This is a genomic window from uncultured Marinobacter sp., from assembly GCF_947259545.1.
Lineage (GTDB): Bacteria > Pseudomonadota > Gammaproteobacteria > Pseudomonadales > Oleiphilaceae > Marinobacter.
In genome coordinates, this window is the sequence record NZ_CAMYMK010000009.1 from 276,104 (window position 1) to 296,876 (window position 20,773).

General features: G+C 59.5%; 18 protein-coding genes. 4 read left to right on the plus strand and 14 right to left on the minus strand.

The genetic code is table 11. The features are described 5' to 3' along the window. Positions 1 to 2: 2 nt before the first annotated feature. The 6 genes from Q0Y21_RS15980 to Q0Y21_RS16005 all read right to left on the minus strand — a co-directional run bounded on the left by Q0Y21_RS15980 (position 3) and on the right by Q0Y21_RS16005 (position 6,981). Entirely contained in the window at positions 3 to 1,232 is a 1,230-nt protein-coding gene (locus Q0Y21_RS15980) for an FAD-dependent oxidoreductase (RefSeq protein WP_297797607.1), read from the minus strand. A gap of 188 nt (positions 1,233 to 1,420) precedes the next feature. Beyond that, positions 1,421 to 2,347, minus strand: coding sequence for an ABC transporter ATP-binding protein (locus tag Q0Y21_RS15985; protein ID WP_366517693.1), 927 nt, complete (start codon positions 2,345 to 2,347; stop codon positions 1,421 to 1,423). A gap of 154 nt (positions 2,348 to 2,501) precedes the next feature. After that, positions 2,502 to 3,497, minus strand: a complete 996-nt coding sequence (locus Q0Y21_RS15990) for an ABC transporter permease (protein ID WP_297797609.1) — start codon at positions 3,495 to 3,497, stop codon at positions 2,502 to 2,504. A 25-nt stretch (positions 3,498 to 3,522) separates the two neighbouring features. Continuing rightward, the gene (locus Q0Y21_RS15995) at positions 3,523 to 4,878 is read right to left on the minus strand and encodes a CmpA/NrtA family ABC transporter substrate-binding protein (RefSeq protein WP_297797610.1); all 1,356 of its coding nucleotides are present in this window, start codon (positions 4,876 to 4,878) and stop codon (positions 3,523 to 3,525) included. A gap of 231 nt (positions 4,879 to 5,109) precedes the next feature. Then, complete coding sequence (locus Q0Y21_RS16000; protein ID WP_297797612.1) at positions 5,110 to 6,336, minus strand: CmpA/NrtA family ABC transporter substrate-binding protein; 1,227 nt, start codon at positions 6,334 to 6,336, stop codon at positions 5,110 to 5,112. A 24-nt stretch (positions 6,337 to 6,360) separates the two neighbouring features. Next, positions 6,361 to 6,981, minus strand: coding sequence for an ANTAR domain-containing protein (locus Q0Y21_RS16005; protein WP_297797614.1), 621 nt, complete (start codon positions 6,979 to 6,981; stop codon positions 6,361 to 6,363). Positions 6,982 to 7,420: 439 nt separating this feature from the next. On the opposite strand from Q0Y21_RS16005, the gene Q0Y21_RS16010 reads away from it, so the two are divergent. Next, the gene (locus tag Q0Y21_RS16010; protein WP_297797616.1) at positions 7,421 to 10,111 is read left to right on the plus strand and encodes a nitrate reductase; all 2,691 of its coding nucleotides are present in this window, start codon (positions 7,421 to 7,423) and stop codon (positions 10,109 to 10,111) included. Here Q0Y21_RS16010 and Q0Y21_RS16015 read toward each other — a convergent pair. From Q0Y21_RS16015 to Q0Y21_RS16040, 6 genes are all read right to left on the minus strand, one after another. Beyond that, positions 10,108 to 10,809 carry a hypothetical protein gene (locus tag Q0Y21_RS16015; protein ID WP_297797618.1) on the minus strand — a complete coding sequence of 234 codons (702 nt, stop codon included), beginning with the start codon at positions 10,807 to 10,809 and terminating at the stop codon, positions 10,108 to 10,110. The genes Q0Y21_RS16010 and Q0Y21_RS16015 overlap by 4 nt on opposite strands. A gap of 130 nt (positions 10,810 to 10,939) precedes the next feature. Then, the gene (locus tag Q0Y21_RS16020; protein WP_297797620.1) at positions 10,940 to 11,458 is read right to left on the minus strand and encodes an Hcp family type VI secretion system effector; all 519 of its coding nucleotides are present in this window, start codon (positions 11,456 to 11,458) and stop codon (positions 10,940 to 10,942) included. Positions 11,459 to 11,664: 206 nt separating this feature from the next. Continuing rightward, complete coding sequence (locus tag Q0Y21_RS16025) at positions 11,665 to 12,408, minus strand: TonB family protein (protein WP_297797622.1); 744 nt, start codon at positions 12,406 to 12,408, stop codon at positions 11,665 to 11,667. Further along, positions 12,408 to 12,818, minus strand: a complete 411-nt coding sequence (locus Q0Y21_RS16030; RefSeq protein ID WP_297797624.1) for a biopolymer transporter ExbD — start codon at positions 12,816 to 12,818, stop codon at positions 12,408 to 12,410. Before Q0Y21_RS16030 ends, Q0Y21_RS16025 begins: the two co-directional genes overlap by 1 nt. After that, complete coding sequence (locus Q0Y21_RS16035) at positions 12,815 to 13,216, minus strand: biopolymer transporter ExbD (RefSeq protein ID WP_297797626.1); 402 nt, start codon at positions 13,214 to 13,216, stop codon at positions 12,815 to 12,817. Before Q0Y21_RS16035 ends, Q0Y21_RS16030 begins: the two co-directional genes overlap by 4 nt. Next, positions 13,203 to 14,000 carry a MotA/TolQ/ExbB proton channel family protein gene (locus Q0Y21_RS16040; RefSeq protein ID WP_297797628.1) on the minus strand — a complete coding sequence of 266 codons (798 nt, stop codon included), beginning with the start codon at positions 13,998 to 14,000 and terminating at the stop codon, positions 13,203 to 13,205. Before Q0Y21_RS16040 ends, Q0Y21_RS16035 begins: the two co-directional genes overlap by 14 nt. Before the next feature lie 210 nt (positions 14,001 to 14,210). On the opposite strand from Q0Y21_RS16040, the gene Q0Y21_RS16045 reads away from it, so the two are divergent. Beyond that, positions 14,211 to 16,556 (plus strand): diguanylate cyclase, encoded by a 2,346-nt coding sequence (locus tag Q0Y21_RS16045; RefSeq protein ID WP_366517694.1) that lies wholly within the window; start codon positions 14,211 to 14,213, stop codon positions 16,554 to 16,556. Positions 16,557 to 16,569: 13 nt separating this feature from the next. On the opposite strand, the gene Q0Y21_RS16050 is transcribed toward Q0Y21_RS16045, so the two are convergent. Both Q0Y21_RS16050 and Q0Y21_RS16055 read right to left on the minus strand, forming a co-directional pair. Then, positions 16,570 to 17,331 carry a sulfite exporter TauE/SafE family protein gene (locus Q0Y21_RS16050; protein ID WP_297797630.1) on the minus strand — a complete coding sequence of 254 codons (762 nt, stop codon included), beginning with the start codon at positions 17,329 to 17,331 and terminating at the stop codon, positions 16,570 to 16,572. Positions 17,332 to 17,347: 16 nt separating this feature from the next. After that, entirely contained in the window at positions 17,348 to 18,454 is a 1,107-nt protein-coding gene (locus Q0Y21_RS16055; RefSeq protein WP_297797632.1) for a hypothetical protein, read from the minus strand. Between the two features lie 52 nt (positions 18,455 to 18,506). On the opposite strand from Q0Y21_RS16055, the gene Q0Y21_RS16060 reads away from it, so the two are divergent. Both Q0Y21_RS16060 and Q0Y21_RS16065 read left to right on the plus strand, forming a co-directional pair. Continuing rightward, positions 18,507 to 19,997, plus strand: a complete 1,491-nt coding sequence (locus Q0Y21_RS16060) for an amidase family protein (RefSeq protein ID WP_297797633.1) — start codon at positions 18,507 to 18,509, stop codon at positions 19,995 to 19,997. 155 nt (positions 19,998 to 20,152) lie between these two features. Further along, positions 20,153 to 20,761, plus strand: coding sequence for a hypothetical protein (locus Q0Y21_RS16065; protein ID WP_297797635.1), 609 nt, complete (start codon positions 20,153 to 20,155; stop codon positions 20,759 to 20,761). Positions 20,762 to 20,773: the final 12 nt, after the last annotated feature.

The window sequence follows — 20,773 nt, forward strand, 5'->3', positions numbered from 1 at the left end:
CATCACGCGGCGTCGCAGTAATGTTTGCCAAAGGCCAGGTGGGCCCGGATAGGGCTGATATCATCGGCCTGTTGAATGCGTTCGCTGTACCACAGGCCGTCCGTGGTCTCACCGAACAGGACCGCGCCGGTCAGGCGCTGGTTGCGGATCAGCAGGCGGCAATAGCGATTGGTTTCATAGTCCTGCCAGACCACCGACTCGGTGTCGCCGTCCGGCTGTGTCTGGCCACAGGAAAAAATGGGAATGCCACTGATCTTCAGTCGCGTGGGAATGACCGACGGCTCAAAAGTGGCATCGCTGTTGGCATCGCAGAGCACCTGGGCAAGCACCTCAGCCTGCTGGTAACCGGGCTCCACCAGCCCAAAGGTCTGCTTGCTGATCTGGCAGCACTCGCCAATGGCATGGATATTCGGATCACTGGTGCGCAGCCGGGTATCAACCTGAATGGCGCGATCACAGTCCAGGCCCGCATCCCGGGCCAGTTGGGCGTTGGGTGAAATGCCGGCGGCGATGACCACCAGGTCGGTGCTGATCAGGGTTTCATCGTCAAGCTGAACCGCACGGATGGTGTCCCTGCCCAACAGGGCAACCGGGGAAGTGCGGGTGCGGATGGTCAGGCCCCGGGCCGTCAGGGCGTCTTCCAGCAGGGCGCCACCGGTCGGATCCAACTGGCGGTTCAGCAGGTGGCTGCTTCGATGCAGGACAGTCACCGACATCCCGCGGCTACGCAGACCCTCTGCCGCCTCCAGACCCAGGAAGCCGCCGCCGATGACCACTGCCCGCCGGTGACGCTGGCTGATGTCAATCAGCCTGCGGGTGTCCCGCAGGTCACGGAATCCGACCACCCCTGCCATCTCCTCGCCTGCAATGCCGAGACTGGCTGACCGGGAGCCGGTGGCAATCACCAGGCGGTCGTATTCCTGTACCAGACCACTGGTGGTGGTAACGGTCTTTGCCGTCCGGTTAATGGCGGTGACGGGGTCACCCTGGTGGACCTCAATGTTGTGTTGCCGGAACCAGTCAGACTGTTTCAGGACCAGGCTGCCCTCGTTGGTATCACCGGCCAATAAGGCGGACAGCTGGATCCGGTTGTAAGCCGGGCTGGCTTCACCATTGAACACCACGATCCGGCTATAAGGCTGGTGCGGCTGTGCTACCAGCTTTTCCAGCAGCCGTTGGGCCACCATGCCGTGGCCACAGATAACGAGGGTTTGTTGTGCCCCGGTGTTCATGGTCGCTATCCCTTTTTAACCAAACAAAAAAAGCCGAAGCATCTCATCCCCGGAGGAACTCGATGGTTCGGCGCCAATGCCAACAACAATGATCTGATGGTCCGGCCGATCCTTAGCCGGGATATTCATCCTTGAGAAGGTAAAAGCGAACTCCGTGCCAACATTATTAGTTTAATTTAAACAGCGAGTTAGGCGTTTTCCTCCAGTTCCGTCTGGGCACGCGTGCGCCCAGACGGGGCGGCGTGCACCGCGAAGGTGCTTGAGGGCTGGTCCGGACTCTCATCGATTGATTCTGCCTCTGGCTCGTCCGCAGGCGCACCCTGTTTGCCCGGGAAGCTCTGTTTTTCATACAAAAAGGACAGCACGGCCTGACGGTAACGCACATACTCCGGATGATCCGCCAGGGTGACCCGGTTACGTGGCCGTGGCAGTTCAATGTAGAGTTCCTCCCCCACCGTGGCGGCCGGGCCGTTGGTCATCATCACGATGCGGTCGGACAGCAGAACAGCTTCGTCCACATCGTGGGTGATCATGATCACGGTGCTGTTCAGATCCTGCTGGATCTCCATCAACGAATCCTGCAGGTGTGCCCGGGTCAGGGCGTCCAGTGCCCCGAAGGGTTCATCCATCAGCAGCACGCTGGGCTTCATCGCCAGCGCCCGGGCAATACCCACCCGCTGGGCCATGCCCCCGGAAATCTCCCCGGGGCGCTTATCGAGGGCGTGTCCCATATTCACCAGGTTCAGATTGTGCAATATCCAGTCGCGTCGCTCGGCCTTACTCATGGTCTTGCGGAACACCTGCTGAACGGCCAGCTCGACGTTTTCATACACCGTCAGCCAGGGCATCAGCGAATGATTCTGGAACACCACCGCCCGTTCCGGGCCCGGCGTATCCACCTCATGCCCGTCCAGCACGCAGCCGCCGCGGGTGGCCTGCAACAGCCCGGCGACGATATTCAACACCGTGGATTTGCCGCAGCCGGAGTGACCAATCAGGGAGACGAATTCCCCTTTGCGGATCTTGAGATCCACGTTTTCCAGGGCGACAAACGGCCCCGTGGGTGTATCGAAGGCCATTTGGACATTGGTTAATTCAAGATGTGGCTTGCTCATAGCGATATCCTCAAATGTCAGCGGAGCCCCGGGCAAGGATGGCCTCACGGGACCGTCAAAAACATGGATGTTTTTGTCGAGCGTACAGGGACGTATCCACCGCGTGTCCCGTGAGGCCATCCTTGCTCGGGGCGGCATGCACCATTCCCGGAAGTTACTCGTTCCAGGCAACCTTCTTCTGAATCAGCAGCATGATGCGGTCCAGCAGGAAGCCGATGAAACCGATGGCCAATACCGCCACCATGATCCGGCTCAGCGACTGACTGCTGCCATTCTGGAACTCATCCCAGACAAACTTGCCCAGCCCCGGGCTCTGGGCCAGCATCTCGGCGGCAATCAGCACCATCCAGGCGATACCCAGAGAGACCCGCAGGCCGGTGAAGATCATCGGCACCGAAGACGGCAGCACAACCTTGCGAACGTGGGTCCAGAACGACAGCCGCAGGACTTTCGAGACATTCAGCAGGTCCGGATTGACCGCTGCCACCCCGACACTGGTATTGATCAGCGTTGGCCACAGGCTGCACAGGGTGACGGTGATCATCGAAGTCACGAACGACTTCTCGAACATTGGATCGTCACTGACGTAAGTTGCTGACACCACCATGGTGACCAGTGGCAGCCAGGCCAGCGGCGAGACCGGTTTGAAGATCTGGATCAGTGGGTTCACCGCCGCCGAAAAGTGGCGGTTGAGCCCGATCACGATACCCAGGGGAACCGCAATCAGTGTTGCCAGTACAAAGCCGGCCAGGACCGTGCCCAGGCTGGTTACCACCTGGTCAAGAAACGTGGGGGCGCCCGGATAGGAGCGAATTCTCACCTCTGCGTCCGGATTCTCTGCGAGAATGCGCTCGTTACGCTGTTCCTGCATGGTGATGAACTGTGCCGCGCGTTCCCGCTGGTCGCTGTGTTCCTGCCACAGCTGGCCCGACTGTTCCAGAACCGCTCCCGGTCCCGGAAACGCCCCAAGGGAGGTCTGTACCTGCGGCGCGGCAAGGTGCCAGAACCCCAGGAACAGGAGGATGCCGATGATGGGCAGCAACAGCTGGCGACCGGAGTCGGCCAGGTTTGGCCGGGGCAGTTTTTCGGTCAGTGCACGGAGCCAGTGTGTGGCAGCCGGTGTCTGATCGGTCTGGCTGAGTGTGGTCATGGGATCTCTCCTGACAATCACGTGATTAAGGGGTTTGCGACCCTTTCAGGCCAATGTCGAAACTGTCGATATAGGCGTTCGGTTCTCTCGGGGTAAAAGCGACGCCGTCGATCAGTTCACCCTGATAGGGGCGGGCGAAGTTTTCCGCGTCCAGGTCCGGGAAGTCTTCGGCGCTGAGGGTGCCGTCCTCGATCAGTGAGCGGGCTGCTTCCTTGTAGATGTCCGCGCGGTAAACCTTGGCGGCGGTTTCCATATACCAATCGTCGGACCTGGGTTCCGGAATCTGGCCCCAGCGGCGCATCTGGCTCAGGTACCAGATGGCGTCCGAGGGGTACGGATAGGTGGCGTAGTGACGGAAGAACACGTTGAAGTCAGGTACCTCACGCACGTCGCCTTTCTCATACTCAAAGGTGCCGGTCATGGAGTTGGCGATGACTTCCTCATCGGCGCCGACGTAATTTGAGCGGGCGAGAATCTTCACCGCCTGTTCCCGGTTGGCGTTGTCGTTCTCATCCAGCCAGTGAGCGGCACGAATCAATGCACGCAGCAGGCGAAGGTGGGTGTTGGGGTATTGCTCGGCCCAGGCTTCGGTTACCCCGAACACTTTTTCCGGGTTGTTGGGCCAGATCTCGTAATCGGTAATCACCGGCACGCCGATGCCCTTGAACACCGCCTGCTGGTTCCAGGGTTCGCCCACGCAATAGCCCTGGATGGTGCCGGCTTCCATGGTGGCCGGCATTTGCGGTGGCGGCGTCACTGACAGGTGAACGTCTGCTTCCAGTGTGCCGCTGGTGTCACCACGCTGGGGAGCGTAGTAGCCGGGGTTCAGGCCACCGGCCGCCAGCCAGTAACGCAGTTCATAGTTGTGGGTGGATACTGGAAACACCATACCCATACGAAAGCGCTCACCTTCGTTGCGGTACTGTTCAATGACCGGTTTGAGGGCGGATGCACTGATCGGATGCGCCGGCTGGCCGTCGTCGTTATCACCGATGTGCGGACGCATCTGTTCCCAGACATCGTTGGAGACGGTAATGCCGTTGCCGTTCAGATCCATGCTGAAGGCGGTGATGATGTCGGCCTGGGTGCCGTAGCCGATGGTAGCCCCCAGCGGCTGTCCGGCCAGCATGTGGGCGCCGTCCAGTGAACCGGTCACCACGCCATCGAGCAGCACTTTCCAGTTGGCCTGCGCTTCCAACTCCACAAACAGGCCTTCGTCCATAAAGAAGCCCTGTTCCCAGGCGACGGCCAGCGGCGCCATGTCGGTGAGCTTGATGAAGCCCAGTTTCAGGTCCGGCTTCTCCGCCGGTCCGATGTCGGCCTGAACCGTGCCGGTTCCACTCAGGATCAGTAGTGATATTGCCAGTGTCTTCAGCTTCATGGGTCTCTCCCGCAGTTTGCTTTTCCCCAAACAAAAAACGCCCGCTCCCCACTGATGGGAAACAGGCGTCGATGCCCGGGAAACCTGGTTGGTTATCGGTAAACTATTATCTGCAGTAGTCTCTGCAGGCCTCGTGCCAGGTTCTTAAAATGTTGAAATTAAAGTATTTATCATGTTTCTTGGAGGCTGGGAGGGGCTGTTCGCCCGATAGAGGGGAACGTTATTGGTGCGTCAGGCTTCGTTTGCGGGCACAGGCGGGTTGGATTGCCAGTCGTGAAGTTGCTCTCCCAGCAGTGAATCGCTGGAGACATTAACCGGGCCGAACTGGCCGTTCAGTGTGAAAGCGCGGGGATGTTGTCCTTCGGTTTTGCTGTCGATGACCGGGGCATCGATGCCAAGGGAGCCGGCGGCGTCCCGGAAGATATCGGGACGGAATATACGCCGTATCGAAGGCATATCGATATGGGCCAGTTGCTGCTGGTGGGCAATCAGGCGTGTAGCCAGCCAGTGGGCCTGGGAAAGCCAGGGAAAGTTGGCTGAGTTACGAAAGAAATGTTGGTGCAGTTTGGGGTGGAACGGGTTGTTACCGCCGCTTGGATGCAAGGGAAACTGTTCACCAATGTTGCGATTGAAATATTCCCCAAGATATTCCGGGCGGGCAAGGATCCGCGCCAGCATGGCGTGATTGTTCGGGTTGTCGAGCCAGCGGCAGGCGCCAAGGAGGGCGCGAATCAGGTGGCGATGCATTTCCTGGTGTTGTTCGGCCCAGTCGGCCCGAAGCCCCATGACCTTCTCCGGCGCATTCTGCCAGATCTGGTGCCCGGAATGCAGGATACGACCAAGCTGACGCCGCTCAAGGACACTGTTCCAGGGTTCTCCTACGCAACAGCCTTCGATGGCGCCGCTCTGAAGGGCATCCATCATCTGTACCGGTGACACCGGGATGATGTGGAAATCCTCGCCGTTAATGGCTCCGGCGGAATCCAGCCAGTCACGGAGTTGCAGGTCATGGCTTGACCACGGCGCCACCGAAGCAAGCCTGACGGGCTTCTGGCGCTTTCTCGCGAGCTGCGTCAATGCACGAGCGGTTTCAATCGGTTGCCTCAGGTCAGCACCGGAGAGAACCATCCTGTCAAACAGCTCATTGCCCAGGGTGATGCCATTGCCATTGCGGCTCAATACCATGCCGGTGGTTACCGGTACCCGGGGACGGTCTGTCGCCAGGGACATGCTCAGTGGCATGGGAGCAAGCATGTGTCCGCCTTCCAGAAGGCCGAAACTGATTTTGTCCCGGAGGGAGGCCCACGAACTCTCTCGAACCAGTTCGACCCGCAGCCCTTCGGCCTCGAACAGCCCCATCTCCTGGGCGATGATCAGCGGGGCGCTGTCCAGCAGCGGTACAAATCCGAGCCTGAGGTGAAAGGCCGTGCGGCGACGGATAGGAGTGGGGTTGGCCATGGGATCAGATTCGCCTCGGATCGATCAGGATGCCTTTTTGACTGCCGGGGCAGCGGATTGCCCTTCCAGCAGGGTGATGATCCGGCGTGCCATATCCGGCAGACGTTCACTGTGGTCCATGGCGGCAGACCGCAGCATCTGGAACGCGCTGTCTTCGTCGCAATTCTCGTGTTTCATGATCAGGCCCTTGGCCTTTTCAATGTATTTCCGGTCCTCGAGGGCACCACGGGTTTCCGCCAGTTCCGTTCGCAGGGCCTGGAAGGATTCGAACTGGGCAATGGCGGAATCGATGATTGAGCGGACACTCTGGGGCTTGATGCCGTCGACCACGTAGGCGCTGACGCCTGCTCGAACCGCGGCCTGAATGGTGGCGCGATCTCCGGGCTCGTCCGCGGAAAACACGATGGGTCGGGGGGCGTGGTCGTTCAGCGTACTCATGTTCTCCAGAGTATCGCGGTCCGGAGAGTCCATATCGATGATCACCATGTCCGGTTGATCACGGGCGACTGCTGCCGTCAGCCCGGTGGCGTCGGGGCGCTGGCGAATGACTTCATGGCCGCTGTGGGTCAGGGCCGCACATACCTTGCTCGCGCGCTCCGGATTGTTGTCGATCAGTAGAATTCGCAAAGACTCTGATGACTGCATGACGTTTCCTCGATGTTCTCAACGCGGAATGATCGGCACTCCGCGGCTTGGCGTTTGGTTTGAGTCCGTTATCGGACGTTCACACCACGGATACAGCAATTTATCTGCCATGCATGGGGAGTGGCGTGAAAACAGGAAGTTAGAACGTTTTCGGAGAGAAACAGCCGGCCCGGAATAATCGCCCAGTGCCTCTCACCTGTGCATGGCGATGCGAATCTGCACCACAATGTGGCCGCCAGGGGCCGTTATGCGGGCCACTTTTCTGCCAACCCCTTGGTTATCAGGCACTTTGCTGGCCTGGCCCCTGATTTGCTACTTACTCTGCACAAACAGAGAGTATTGAGCAGGCACAGGCAACGAGGCCCATCACGATTCCAGCGTCAGTCGGCGTGGGATCGTGATGGGCTTTTTTGTTTGGCCTTTCATCAGTGGAGCAGACATGTTGGTGCCTCTGAGTGACCAGGAAAACGAGATAAAAACCACCTGCCCCTATTGTGGTGTGGGTTGTGGCGTGGTGGCGTCTGTTGCTGGAAAGCCGGAAGTGGCTGGTGACGAGACACATCCTGCGAACGGTGGACGCCTGTGTGTCAAAGGCGCCAGCCTCGGAGAAACACTGGGCGACGATGGCCGGCTGCTGACACCGAAAGTGGCCGGAACCACTGTGACCTGGCCGGAGGCGATCGATACGGTCGCCGACGCCATCCGCACAGCGGTCGAGACTCATGGCCCCTCCTCGGTTGCCTTTTACCTGTCGGGCCAGCTGCTGACTGAAGACTATTACGTGGCCAACAAGCTGGCGAAAGGGTTCATCGGCACCCCGAATGTGGACACCAATTCCCGGCTTTGCATGTCATCGGCGGTGGCGGCTCACAAACGGGCCTTTGGCGGCGACCTGGTTCCCGGCTGTTATGAGGATCTGGAACTGGCGGACCTGCTGGTCCTTACTGGCAGCAACGCGGCCTGGGCCCATCCGGTGCTTTACCAGCGCATGAAAGCCTCGGCCCGTCCGGGCAGGAAGGTGGTGGTCATTGACCCCCGTCGGACCGCCACCAGTGATCTGGCGGATCTTCATCTGGCCCTGAAGCCGGGGACCGACACCCTCCTGTTTAACGGCCTGCTGGTGTGGCTGGCGGCATCCGGAGCGATTGATGAGGCATTCGTTGCTGACCATTGCAGCGGGTTTGAAGAAACGCTGGCGGAAGCAAAGGCCGCTGCGCCTTCGGTGGAAGCGGTTGCCAGGGTTTGTGACCTGTCCCGAGATGACGTGGAGACCTTCTATCGCTGGTTCGCCGAGGAGCAGCGGACGGTGACTGCGTTTTCCCAGGGGGTCAACCAGTCTGTCGCCGGTGCCGATAAATGCAATACCATCATCAACTGCCATCTGGCTACCGGCCGTATTGGCAAGCCCGGTGCCTGCCCCTTTTCTCTCACCGGCCAGCCCAACGCCATGGGCGGCCGGGAAGTCGGTGGCCTGGCCAATACGCTGGCCGCCCACATGGACTACGACACGCCAGGTGCGAAGGACCGTGTCGCCCGCTTCTGGCAGTGCGATGCCGTCGCCGATGGGCCAGGGCTCAAGGCCGTTGACCTGTTTGATGCCGTCGAGCGGGGCGACATCAAGGTGTTGTGGATTCTGGCGACCAACCCGGCGGTGAGCCTTCCGGAATCCGCCCGGGTCCGCAGGGCGCTGGAGAAATGCCCAACGGTGATTGTATCCGACTGCATCCGTCACACGGATACAACCGACTACGCCAATATCCTGTTGCCCGCCGCGGGGTGGGGAGAGAAAGACGGCACGGTCACCAACTCTGAGCGTCGCATTTCGCGCCAACGTCGATTCCTGCCCCTGGCGGGAGAGGCGAAGCCGGACTGGTGGATTCTTTCCGCTGTCGCCGGACGCCTGGGTCATCGGGGATGCTTCGACTATTCCGGCCCCGCGGATATCTTTCGCGAGCACGCGGCACTCTCCGGCTTCGAGAATGACGGTCGCCGCGCCTTTGATATTTCCGGTCTCTCCGGCTTGAGCGACAGCGCCTACGACTCGCTGCAACCGGCCCAATGGCCGGTACGGGAACATCCGGATAATTCGACCTCGAGGCTGTTCACTGACGGTCGTTTTGCCACCGTCGATGGACGTGCCCGACTGGTACCGGTCCAGACCCGGTTGCCGGAAGTGCAGCCTGATGACAGATTTCCGTTGATTATCAACACCGGGCGGATTCGCGACCAGTGGCACACCATGACCCGGACGGCGCGGGCATCCCGCCTGCTGGCTCACCGTTCCGAACCCTTTATGGATGTTCACCCGAAGGATGCGGAAACGTTGGGTGTGGAGGCGAATGGACTGGCCACCCTGGAAGGCGATCAGGGGCAGTTTGTTGGCAGGGTCCACATCAACCCGGGTCAGCGCCAGGGTGAGGTTTTCCTGCCGATTCACTGGAATCGACAGTTTACCGGAGAGGGAGTTGCCACCGCCCTGACCCGAAGCATTACCGATCCGCTTTCCGGTCAGCCCGAGGCCAAACATGGACGGGGCAGACTGACCCGCTGGCCCGCTCGTTGGCATGGCCGGTTGTTGGTACGTAAGCACCGGCCCCGGCGCTGGCGGGCTGATTATTGGGCAATGCAGCCCCTGGAGACCTGTGATAGCTGGTGGCTGGCCGGTCGCACCAACGTTGACTGGCCGCACATGGTTCAGGAGTGGCTGGGCGGGCAGCCACAGCTGATAATGCAGGACCAGCGCCAGGGCCGGTTCCGGGCCGCCCGATTGTCACACGGCAAACTGGAGGCGGTGCTGATGGTGGAGCGGGATCCCGCGCTTCTACCTGCCGTGGACTGGCTCGCCGACTGTTTTACGATGGAGGAGCTGGACGAAGCCACACGTCGTTGTCTGCTTGCGGCCCGCTCGGTCGACACCGAAGATATCGGTGCACTGGTGTGCAGCTGTTACCAGGTCGGAGAAAAGCAGATTTGTCGTGCCATCGAGGAAGGTGCTGACAGTGTCGATCTGTTGGGCGAGCAACTGCAGTGCGGTACTGGTTGTGGCTCCTGCATACCGGAATTGACGGGACTGGTTGAACAACAGAAATCCACCCCAACCGCAAACCGGGTCGAGGAACATACCGGTTAACTGTCCGGCGTGCCCAACAACGACACCGGCACCCGGTAGCGAACTCCCCGCGAAGGGCCCGTGCCCGCCACGGTACAGGTCTTCCGGTTCACCCGGATGATCTTGCCATGGTGCTGGGTTTGGCCATGGCCAAAACGGACCGCATCCCCCACCTGCCAGTTAGCAGCCAGTTGCTGGGGTTGGACGATCTCAAATGGCTCGTGGGGCAATGGAAGCCCTTGTTGGCGTGCCAGTTCGGTCAGGTAATCCCTCGCGGCTTCTGCGCCCCCGCTTGCATGAAGCTGATCGAGAATCTCGTAGAAATGACGGTTGTGCACTGATCCGTGAAAGCGTTTGCCCGCGCTGTGTTGCAACAGATGGGCGAACTCATGGCAACAGGTGTGGGCCAGCAGGTTGAGTGTTGTCAGTTCACCACCGAAATACCGCCGTTGCAGGATTTCCCGGCTGGAGAGCCAGCCCGTGGCAGTCTCGGCCTGCTGTTTGGCCATAATCATGCGAACACCATAAGTGATCTGATGTTGCCTGATGCGGGGATCGTAACGGTGGTAGGTGGCCTGGCCGGAGCCGACCCGGCATGACAGGGTACTACCCCTGGAATGTTGGCTTACCCATTGCCTTGCCGGTGCCCAGAGAATCTGCCGGGTGGTATGGCACATCAACTGGCCAATGGATCGTGCGGTGTTGCGTTCGGGATTCATGAATCTGATATGGCCGTGGCATTCGAGGGGCTGGTGGTTCAGATTCGATCATACCCGCAATTCAAGCGGTGGTAAAAACAACAACGGCCAGCGTCAGCTGGCCGTTGATCTGGCAGTACCCGGTGGTCGATCAGGCTTCGATCGGCGAGCGCCAGTCGTCTGCACCGGACGTGCCGGCAACGGCATGCTCCCAGGTGACCTTGCGGTAAGACAGGGATACCTGGACCAGCTGGGTGAAGTCAGCGTTGTCTGAATCCTGGCAGTGAGGCATGTTGCAGTCGATGTCAATGATGGTGGCATCTTCCAGGATGGTGGAGAAGAAGTGCTCCTGTTTGCCCTCAACGGAGGTGCGGTACCACTTCAGCTCCACCTTCGGCAGCATTTCACCGGAAGCCAGGGCGTTGTACATCAGCGGGGTGGCCTTGTTCAGTGCTGAGGTGAACTTGAACGGCTTGTGGACGCGCTGACCGGAAGGCTGACCGGACTGTGGGTCGGTCGGAACGGTGACAACGTGGCTGAATTCCTGAACCAGCACTTCGTCTTCGTGACCTTCCACGTAGATGTTACCGACAGAGTCGGACGTGAATGCGCCGGCGGTGATGTTGCCCTGAGTCTGGCCTTCGATGCTGATATAACAAGGAGTTGGCATAGTCTGCTCCATGACGTGTGAATGAATAAATGTCCCCGGGTTCTTCCCTGGACGGTCTACGTCATAACAAGAGCTGTGCCAGGACAGAAAAGTAGAGAAAAAACAGATGGTTGGGGTTTTGGGTGCCGTTGGCTGCCAGGGGGCTGGGCAAGAGCTCGCTTCAGATCAGGCGAGAGATTGCTGGCCGGGCAATAAGTTGCCCGGCTTCAACGCAGCCGGAAGCGCACCGGGAGCGCGTAACTGAAGCTCCTGCCGTGCATGGATTCAGGCACTTCGGGCAGCGGTGCAGCCTGTTCCAGCATGTCCATGGCGGCCTCGTCCAGCAGGTCGTGGCCTGATGAGCTTCTCAGGGAGTGACTCAGCAGTGTGCCGTCGCGGCTGAACTCGAAGATAATCACCGGTGCGCCCTCCTGCCCCAGTCGGCGGGCACGGCGAGGGTAGTCGTAATAGCGGCTCAGATGCCGGCTCAGTCTGGACAGGTAATTGTCCACATCCGAGGAGCTGCCAGCATTGAGTTCAACCTGCTGACTTTCGCTGTTGTCCTCGGCAGTCTCTTCCGTAGTGTTTTCGGCGTATTCTTCCGCCTCCGGCAGGTCAGGCTCCTCCACCTTTTCGGGGGTGGTTTTTTTCACCGGTTCGGGTGTTGGCACGGGTTCTGGCTCCGGTTCGGGATCCGGCACAATTTCTGGCTCTGGCTCTGGCTCTGGCTCTGGCTCTGGCTCTGGCTCTGGCTCTGGCTCTGCAGGCTGCTCCTCGGGCTCCGCCTTGGGGGCTTCGTTACGGGGCGCTCCCGCAAGGGAGATTTTCATGGCCGGAGCAGTATTGACGGCTGACTCGCCAAGGGCGGGCAATGTCGGTACGTTCCGAGGCATCGCAACAACCACCGCAACTGCGGTAATCAAAACCGCCAGTACCAGAAACAGTCCCCTTACCTTGCTGTTTGCCACCATTATTGCATGGGCTCCGTCAGCAGAATGACTTCGGTGTAGCCGTTATCCTCCAGCAGCCGGAGCAGGTCCTCGAGATCCGACATGGACACGTCTTCGCCAGCGGCAATCTTCAGGGGCGTGGTTTCATCCGGAGCGGGAAGCCGGGTCGGCAGTGCCTCCCTGGAGACGGTTTCACCGTTGATGTGCCAGCCTCTGTCCGCAGAGATCATGAGATCGGCGTGGGGTGGTTGCCTGCTTTCAGCCCGTGCGGCGGCCGGAAGATCCGGCAAGGGGGTATCCGCCAGTTGTCCTGCCACGATGAAGAACATCAGCAACAGGAACACCAGGTTGATCAGTGGCAGCAGGGCGTCTTCTACGCGCTCCATCAGGGTCTTGCCGGACGTCGACGGCGGTGGAACCAGGTCGTTCACGGGCGGCTCCCGGACAGCGGTGTCCGTTTCCAGTGCGCGGTAATTCCCTGATCCTTGAGGCTGCTCAGGGTCTGGGTAAAGTGGTTAAGTCCGGTTTCCGGTGCGGTGCTGACGTTCACCTCCCGGACACCGTTCGCCTGCAAAGCGGGTAAAACCTCTGGCAGGGTGAGGGTTTGGTTTTTCCATTCCAGACGCCCATCCGTCAGCACCCGGAGTTCCGGAATCGGTTCGCCGGTCGTGGGGCTGGTGTCACCCGTCTGGTTGGACAGTTCCAGGAAATCCACCGGCAGTAATCGGCTGGTGAGCATAAAGAACACCAGCAGAATGAACACCACGTCGATCAGGGGTGTTATCCGGATCGGGATCGGGCGGCGCGGCCTCGGATCAACCAGTTGCATGGGCAAGATGGCTCCGGGACTCTGTGGCGACTTCGCGAGGGGGGTGCGCTGGTTTGCGGGCTACCGGTTCCGGAGTCTCTTCAACAGCGGAGTAAATCGTGTCTTGCTGGCTGTTCGGGTCGACGGCAAGAACGCTGACCAGGGCGCCGTTGACGGTTTTGTGGATCCGGCGCAGGCGGAACTCGATCCAGGCCGCCAGGGCCGCAAAGGGAATGGCCACCACCAGACCGGCCGCCGTGGTGGTTAGCGCTTCGTAAATGCCGCCACTGAGCTGGCTGGCGTTGGCCCGTCCTTCGGTTGCGGCCATGGCGCTGAAAGCTTCCATCATACCGAGCACCGTGCCCAGCAGGCCCAGCAGGGGGGCCAGGGCGGCAATCACCTCGATGATTTTCAATGGTGCTTCGAATGGCTCAAGGGATCGTTGTGCATCCCGGGCTGCAGTCTCACGAACCTGTTGTGGGCTACGGCCAGCCAACTGGTTTTCCATGGTGTCTGCCAACAGGTGGTGCAGGGGATTGAGACGCGACCAGAAAGTGGCCTGGTTGCGTAGCCGCTGCGGGGCCTGATTGGACAGGTTTTCTTGCCAAAAGGTAATCGCGTTTTTAAGTTTCCCGGTCAGGCGAGGGGTGTAGAAGGTGCCAAAAAGCATCAGATAGACAAAAGTCACTGCCCCCGCAACGGCCAGTGCAAGCAAAACCACCATCACCGGCCCACCCATTTCAATCAGCTGACTGAGCGGTGTTGCCAGGGGTTCCGGTGAATTGGCAAGGGGAACTTCAGACATGGTTGTGCCTCGCTAGGAAAATAGATCTAAATAATAACGATTATCACTAAATATTCAAGTTTTGTAACCTGAGGTGCGGTGTCGGGTCTGTTAAAATCCTGAAACTATGTCGTTTACCTCAATGCTCATGTACTAACCTGTGTGTAATCATGTTTACCAACCAAAGCAGGGCGGGTTGTCCCGCTTCTGTTTGCCCGGAGTCGCGTCACTGTGCTGATTAAACGCTGGTTGGGTAGCCTGGTAAATCGTGCCGTTGCGTTCGTCATTCTGGTTATCTTTCTGTCGGCGCTTGTCGTCACAATTGCCGGTACGCTGGTCAGTCAAAGCGAACTGGAAACCCAGGCAAAGGCCGAAGTCGTCACCATTGCCAGTCTCGTTGCAGGAGAGCTGGACGACAAACTGGCGGAACGCCTGGCCATCCTTGCCGAAATCGCCGACGGTTTGAGTATGCGCGAGGATATCCTGCAGATTCGCGCCAGCATTCTGATCCGCCGTGAGACTGCCTTGCGTCACCTGTTCGACGGGTTTTACCTGATTGGCGCCGAAGGCAGGATTCTTGCCGAGTATCCTGAGGCGTTTGCCCAGAAAGGCCGGGATGTCAGTGGCCGGGAGTATTTCAAGAGAACGTCTCAGCAACTGACTCCCGTTATCAGCCAGCCCTACCGATCGTTCTATCAGGACAAGCCGGCGATCATGACGACCGCTCCAATCTTCGATCGTAGTGGCCGATTTATAGGTATGATCGCGGGCGCCATTTTGCTGGATGCGGACAATTTTCTGGGGGATGTTGGCAGGGTGCGCGTTGGCAAGACCGGTTATGTCAAGGTCGCCACTCAGTCAGGATTTACTCTGGCCCATGGCAGGACCGGAGCGGTGATGGAGCCGGTACCTGCCAGGAGTTCCCCTATGCAGCAGGCGATGTCCGGATTTGAAGGGGTTTTCGCCTCGGAAAATGGTGATGACGAACAGACCATCATGGCGGTGAAGCAGATGGATCACGTGCCCTGGTTCGTTGCCGCTGTGTGGCCCGCCAAAGAAGCGTTTGCGCCCGCCGGACGCCTGCTGGACAACCTGTTATGGGTGTTATTGGCGGTCATCGTTACGCTGGCCCCCATTGCCTATGTGGTGTTTCGACGGCTGATGACGCCGATGGACGTTCTTGGGCGCCAGATTACCGAAAGGCACCTGGGGGTCCGCACGACGCCGGTGGATGTTACTGGCGTGCGTGAAATCCGCCAGGTAGCGGAAACCTTCAATACGGTGATGGAAGAGCGCGATGAGGTTTTGTCATCGCTGGCTGAGCGGGAAGCGTTTTTCCGTTCACTGACCCAGAGTGCCCCCATCGGTATCGTGCAGACCGATGTGCTGGGTCGGATCGAGTTTCTGAACCCCGCGTTTGAGAAAATCACCGGCAGCGCTGGTAACGGATTGCTCCACAAGTATCTGATTGCAGCCGTCCATGAGGATGACCGGGAGAACGCGCTGGAGAAATGGTATTCCGCCTTACGCAACCACGAAGTGTTCCGTGGGCGTTTCCGGTTGCTGCGTGGCACGTCCGGCGGGTCAGTCTGGGCCGATGTGATGACCGCTGCCATCGAAACGCCGGACAGGTCCCTGGGGACCATTACCGTCGTGCGCGATATCACTCATGAGCTGGCAGTTCAGCAGGCGCTGCGGGAAGAGCAACAGCGGGCGGACAGCATTCTCGGAGTGCTGCAGGAAGGCGTGCTGATGGTGGATACCGGTGGTGTGATCCGGTATGCCAATCGTGCTGCCTGTTCGTTCCTGGGTAATGGGGACAACTGCGAGGATCAGAACTTCTTCAAGCGCACCATCATCGAAAGTGAGGAGCGTCAGTGGCAGGCTACGGATTTTCTCGCCGGTGAGGACTTTGAAAGCCTGTACGTAACCCTTCGTAACGTCCGGGGACAGATTTATGATATCGATCTGACCATGTTGCACCTGCGTAAAGGCCAGCAAAATGAACGGCTTGTCTTTGTGCTGAGGGACGACAGCGAACGCCGCCGCCAGGAGGAGCGATTGTCCTGGGAGGCCACCCACGACAGCCTGACCCAGTTACTGAATCGTCGGGCGTTTAGCGCCTCACTGGTGAAATGTCTTGGCCAGGTCAACGATCAGTCATCCGCCAGTGTGTTGATGCTGATTGACCTGGATTACTTCAAACCGATCAATGATGAAGGTGGCCACCTGCTTGGGGATGATCTGCTGAAACGTCTGGCGGATTTGCTCAGGGACTCCGTACGCCAGACGGACACGGTGGCACGTCTGGGCGGCGATGAGTTCGGGATTATTCTGCCGGCCTGTGGTCTGGACCGAGCCGAAGTGTTGGCCGAAAAAATCCGCGCCGGCGTTCAGGCAATGCGTATCGAACAGGACGGTCGCTCTTTCGGGGTGACCACCAGTATCGGACTGACAGGCTTGTCGTCCGGGGATTCCGGTCCCCGTGAGGTGGTGGCCCGTGCTGATGAGGGGTGCTACATCGCCAAGGCCCAGGGTCGCAACAAGGTTGTTGTGGTGCCGGTTCCCGGGTCCTGATTCTCCGTTCAGATTAAAGCAGGGCTGCGCTGGCAGATTGCCACAGGAGTCTGAGTGCAAGTATCGTCAGCAGAATGTTGAAAGCCAGGCTGAACAGCCGGTTGCTCATGGTCCTGAGCATGTGCAGGCCAATCCAGGTGCCGGCAAAGCCACAGGCAATCATACCCAGAATGAACACCAGCCATTCATGAAAGACAAATCCGGCGACACCAAACACCAGTGCCTTGGGGGCATGCTGCAGGCACATGGCGGTGGCGAAGGTGGCGACGGTGGTGAACCTTTCCGTATGCATCTGCTTGATAAACGCCGCGACCAGGGGGCCGGTGGCACCCACGAACAGACTCACGAAACTGGTTACGCCCGAGGCCACGAAGACCCCGAAAGGCCCGAACGCCCCTTTCGGCAGGCTTGGCCCCCAGCAAAGGTACAGCACGAACAGGGCAATGGTCAGTTGCCAGAGATGGGCTGGCAGATCCACCAGAAGCCAGGCCCCCAAGCCTGCACCTACAAGGACGCCTGGAGCAAAGGCGGCTATGGTTTTCCAGTCCGTGTGGCGGCGGGCCAGGACGGCGCGTCCCGCATTGGAGCCGAGCTGAATCATGCCATGTACCGGGATAATGGCGGCGGGAGGCACCCACATGGCCATTAGCACCAGTAACAGTACGCCACCACCGGCCCCCAGACTGGCCGTGATCATGGACGTAATGACGGAGGCGAGTAGCAGGAAAACCGCAAGGTAGGGAGACAGGCTCTCCGGAATCAGGGTCAGTTCCACACGTTTCCACCGGTGGTCAGTTGCAAAAGTCGGTGTCCTTGAGTTTCGGGCGGTTGCACAGGGCTTCAGTGGCCAGTTGCACGTCCGCCACATAATACAGCGAGGCCAGTCCGAACCGGTCCCTGCCCAGGTTATGGAAGATCATGCCGAACGCGATATCCCCTGCTGTGTAACTGTCATGGTGTTGGGCGAAATAGGCCGCCGGTCTTGCCAGGCTGTCATCGTCCAGCAGTGTCCCTACGCGGTTGGCGCCACCGTGGTAGGCCTGTACCAGCAACAGGGTGAACAGGCGATCCTGCTTGGCTTTTGGCAGGTGGCCAAAGCGTTCTTCGAATGCCGGCCGCAGATTGCTTGCGTTCTGGTTGATCAGGCGCAGGGCACAATCAATCTGCGCCAGTCTATGCCAGTAGTTTGCGGGCCGGATCCTGCAATCTTTCAGGGCTGCCGGCGACAGCTGCAGAATACCGCGGGCATTGGCAGCGGAGTGCGCGCGCTGTTGACCACCACTTTCAATCAGCAACTGGCCACCAAGATAGCGGATCAGATCCCTGGGCAGGCTGATTCTCTGTTGCTGTTTGCGAGTGTCGTACACATACAGCAAGGCGTTGTGAAGGGATTGCGGGGCGTCAGCGGAGGCGAAGCTGAGGTCATCCCAGGCGCCCCAGACCCGGTCGGCGGGCAGGTTCCCGAGATACCGTGCCATGGCTTCGTCGAGATTGACGTGGGGCTGATCGCAGGCCAGGGCAAAGGGATAGCCTGTTGTACCCTCGCTGCCTTCTGCCCAGGTATCGGCACGCCCCTCAGCGACCAGCCGGGCACGGGTGTCATTGAGTCGCCGCTGGGTTTCTTCACGGTTGTCGCCATCGTTCATGTAGCCGAGGAACTGCCCGCGCATGTTGTACAGGATGTGTCGCTCGCTGTCGGAACAGTAACCGGATTCCTTCAGCACCCAGCGCCGGATGGTGACAATGTTGTCGTAGACGCCCTGACTGACCCAATAGGGAGAGTTTCGAATGATGTCTGTCCAGTCATCAACCGACTCCGCCCCCCTGGCAATGGATGCCAGAAATATCAGCGGGACAAACAGGGCAGCCAGAAGGCGACTCTTGAGTCTTGTCGTCATAAGCGTTATACCCGTGACTCGTCAGATATCAGAATAACAAATGGAAGCAACGATGAAGCAATCCGAATACCAAAAATACGATGCCGTGGCTCTGGCCGATCTGATTCGACGGGGAGACGTCTCTTCCCGTGAGGTCTGTGAGGCTGCGATAGAACGAGCGGATCAGGTCAATGGCAGCCTCAATGCCATTTGTTTCCCACAGTTTTCCCAAGCGCTGGAGCAGCCCTACAACAAGGAGGCGCCTTTTGCCGGCGTGCCCCTGCTGTTAAAGGATCTGGCCCAGGAGCAGGAAGGCCAGCCGTGCACCTATGGCAGCCGCGGGTTCAAAAACAATATTGCCCCGAGGGATTCGGAATTCGTACGCCGTGCCCGTGAGGGAGGTTTGTTGTTCCTGGGACGCACGGCCACCCCGGAGTTTGGTCTGAAAGCGGTGACAGAATCCACCCTGTGGGGGCCATCCCGTAATCCCTGGGACACCGGCCTGACGCCCGGTGGTTCCAGCGGCGGATCCGGTGCCGCGGTTGCCGCAGGTATTGTGCCCATGGCCGGCGCTAATGACGGCGGAGGCTCTATTCGTATCCCGGCAGCCTATAACGGATTGTTCGGGCTCAAACCTTCCCGCGGCCGTATTTCTTCCGGACCGTTTGCGGGGGAGGCCTGGACCGGCGCTTCCTCGGACCATGTGGTCACCCGCACCGTCCGGGACAGTGCAGCCATGTTGGATGTGCTGGCCGGACCAGCGAGCGGTGATCCGTTCGTGATTCCGCCTCCGCCGGAACCCTACGCGGATCTGATGCGCCGCGCGCCGGACAAACTCCGCATTGGCGTTTTTACGTCGTCACCCTATCAGACCGAAGTGGCGCCGGAATGTGTGGAAGCGGTCGAGGAAACAGCGCGCATGCTGGAAAACCTCGGCCACCACGTGGAATATGCCCGCCCCGACTTCGATGGCATGGCATTGGCCCGCTGTTACCTGGGGCTGTATTTTGGCGAAGTGTCGGTACTGATGGAAAAGGCGAAAACGGAGTTTGGTGCCAGTGAGGATGATTTCGAGCTGGATACCCGGTTGATTGGCATGTTGGGTCGTACACTGCCATTGCCGGAGTACGTCAGTCGACGACAGCAATGGAACGACTTTTCCCGCGCTTTGGGGGCCTATTTTGGTCAATTCGATCTGTACCTGTGCCCGGCCACTGGTCAACTACCGGCAAAAATCGGGGAGCTGGACACACCGTCGCACCTGCAATTCGCCGCCAAACTGATGCTGGCGCTGAAGGCCGGAAAACTGGTGCACAAGAGTGGCCAGGTCGATCAGATGGCGCTGGAAAACCTCGCCCGTACGCCCTTCACCCAGCTGGCCAACCTGACCGGAACCCCGGCGATGTCGGTGCCCTTGCACTGGACGTCGGCTGGTCTGCCGGTCGGTGTTCAGTTCGGGGGAGCCCATGGCAGCGAGGGGGTGCTGTTGCAACTGGCGGCCCAGCTGGAGGAAGCCAATCCCTGGTTCTCCCAATACGAGCGGCTGGAGGAAGGGATCAACTGAAATCCTTAGCCGGCGGGCAGGGTTGATTTTCCGGATTGTGATCCGACATAGCCAACTCCACGTTTATCTTTATAGGCGGAACAGGCTATGCTGTAAGTCAGGAAGGCCTCAGTCTTCCTGACAGACCCTGATGGCATCGAGGAGGCGAGCGTATTATGAACCAACCGATGGCAATCGACGAACTGGTATCTGTAGCACAGGCCGAGGCCATGGGGGAGCTTGATGCCCCGATGATGGCCATCGTTCTGTCCAGCGAACAAAGCTACGACTTGCCCATCAATTCCCTTGAAACCGATGCCGATAAGGCCCGCTGGGGGTTGATCCTCCGCGCTGCCCGCGAGCATGTGGAAGCGGATGCCGTGGCGGTACTCTATCCCGCCTGGACCACCATTCGCCATAAAAAGCCGGAGAACGAGGCTGCGGACGCAGCCGAGGCAAAGACGGAAGAGGAGGCCGACCCGTCAGACCCCATCGATACGCTGTTCGTGCAGCTACACACCCGGGACCACGTCTACTGGCGGGGGTTTGAGCAGATCCGGGATCCCAAGCACCAACGTATCATTGGTTTCCGCCGCATCAAGGCGCTGTCTACGGACTACAAACGGGATGAAGCGCCTTCTGTGACGGCGTGGTTGAGCACTTTGTTCGAGCCATTGCCGGACGAAGGCGAAGAAACCGAAGTGGACCGCGAACTGGCGGATCTGCTGGAAGAGCCGGAAGTGAGCGCGGCACTCTACCCCAGGCAGATGCGCGCCCTGCACTGAGTCATGCTGAAC